This is a genomic window from Caballeronia sp. BR00000012568055 (assembly GCF_029439455.1).
Classification (GTDB): domain Bacteria; phylum Pseudomonadota; class Gammaproteobacteria; order Burkholderiales; family Burkholderiaceae; genus Caballeronia.
On sequence record NZ_JAQFVG010000232.1, the window covers coordinates 1 to 1,691 of the forward strand.

The window sequence follows — 1,691 nt, forward strand, 5'->3', positions numbered from 1 at the left end:
GCTTGCGCGACCGCATCCTGAATCTCACCATCAAGCGAAGCAGGATCGTCCAACCCATCTTCGAGCCGTGCATTCATCGCATCGACGTCGACCACGCGTTCGATCCAGCCGCGCCCGTATGTATGGTGCGCATAGATGCGAAAGGCGTTTTGTCGCGCCGGTTGGTTGAGACCCAGACGGTGCAGCAGATCGGTCAAGCGTTGTCGCTTGTCTTCGAGCGGTTCGTTCGGATCCTGACGATTTGCATCGCCATGCTGAAGCGGCCCGTTGTCCGATCCTTCGCCACGCGTATCGGCTTCGACGAGTTCAACCGCGCGACTGGCCGCTTCCAATGCGGGCTGGCTTTGCTCCGCACCATCCAGCAGTGCGCTCAGATCGATATCGGCGTCAAGTACGGTCAACATCTGCTTTTGCCGCACGGGTTGTCCGTTATCGTCAATGCGGGTGATCTCGAATTCCTTCTTCGATAGCCAGAAACGCGTGCCAGTGAGTCGGCCGCGCGCAAGCGAAACGGTCTGCATCGCCGAATACGCTTTCTGAAGCACGTAGATGGAATTTGTCGGTAATTCGATCAGGCCCAACCCTCTGACCTCGGGGATGGCGAATACGAAGGTTGCCGTGAGATTGCACTTTCGGTCCTGATACTGCGGACAGAGATGCGGATCGCAGATGCCATCGGGAATGTCATCGTCCTGACGATGCACGACGAGTCGACCACCGAAGGACCGCCGCGCACGCTGAGCGCGAGCATCACGCTCGACCGGGGCGTACATCTTGCAATAGCGTTTCCCGTCGCGGTCATACTCGGAAAAGTACTGCCGGCCCGAGCTCGTGTACGCGGCCATCTGATTCGGCACGTTGCGCAACCAGTCGTCGAACGCGAACATCACAGGGAACCGATACAGCTTCGGCCCCTGCCCGCGATCTTCGCCATAGAGCCTCAATATCTCGTCGGCGGTGTCCGGATTGCAAAAGTCCGAGCGTCTGCATACGAAATACGGCACGTTCTTGGGAATGAGCGCATTGCGAAGTTGCAGGGACGTTTCCAAAACCTTGCCGATGGCTTCGTACGACTCGCCTGCGGCCACCATCTCGTGATAAAGCTTCGCCGCTTTTTCGTTGCTCTGATGCGCGCGCGTGAGCACCTTGATACCGGGCCGGATCTTGCCGATCGTGGGCGGCCGGATCACGCGTTCTTCCACGAGACTGCGCGGCGCGTGATCGAACATCTGAACGACTGCGTTCATGACGGTTTCCTTGCAAGAAAGAAGATGGCGTGGGTCCGTAGCGTTTTGGCCTGAGATCGCATCTCATGGGCCACCGCACTGCCGCGACGAACGCTTACGTGGGAGATGAAGACAGCGCGCTGCGCATCGCTGAACATCGCGACGCGCTCGACTTCGCAGCGTTCGCGCCAGAAAGCAGACGTGGTATCCGCTTGTTCGCGCTCGTTGTCGATTTGATACTTGATGGCCTCGGCGATACGTTGATCGAGGCGGTCAGGTAACAGCATGAACAGCACCTCCGTTGAGAAAGGCCCATCGCGGGATGCGACGGACGAAAAAAAAGCCCGCTCCGGTGAGGGAGCGAGCTTTTGAAAATCGTCGAAGTGAAGACCTACGCGCCACGTCCCTTCCGGGGACGTGGCGAGCAGGGAGCGCCCGGAAATCCGGAGCGCTCAGTCAGAGAAC

Annotated in this window: 2 protein-coding genes; both read right to left on the reverse strand. The window is 58.9% G+C overall.

What is annotated here, in order from left to right; all coding sequences use genetic code 11:
• Positions 1-1,247: hypothetical protein (locus P7F28_RS10395; RefSeq protein WP_277184401.1), on the reverse strand; the 1,247-nt coding region annotated here is incomplete at its 3' end.
• Positions 1,244-1,510: a hypothetical protein gene (locus P7F28_RS10400; protein WP_277184402.1), complete on the reverse strand. Its 267-nt coding sequence runs from the start codon at positions 1,508-1,510 to the stop codon at positions 1,244-1,246. The genes P7F28_RS10395 and P7F28_RS10400, both read right to left, overlap by 4 nt.
• Positions 1,511-1,691 lie beyond the last annotated feature (181 nt).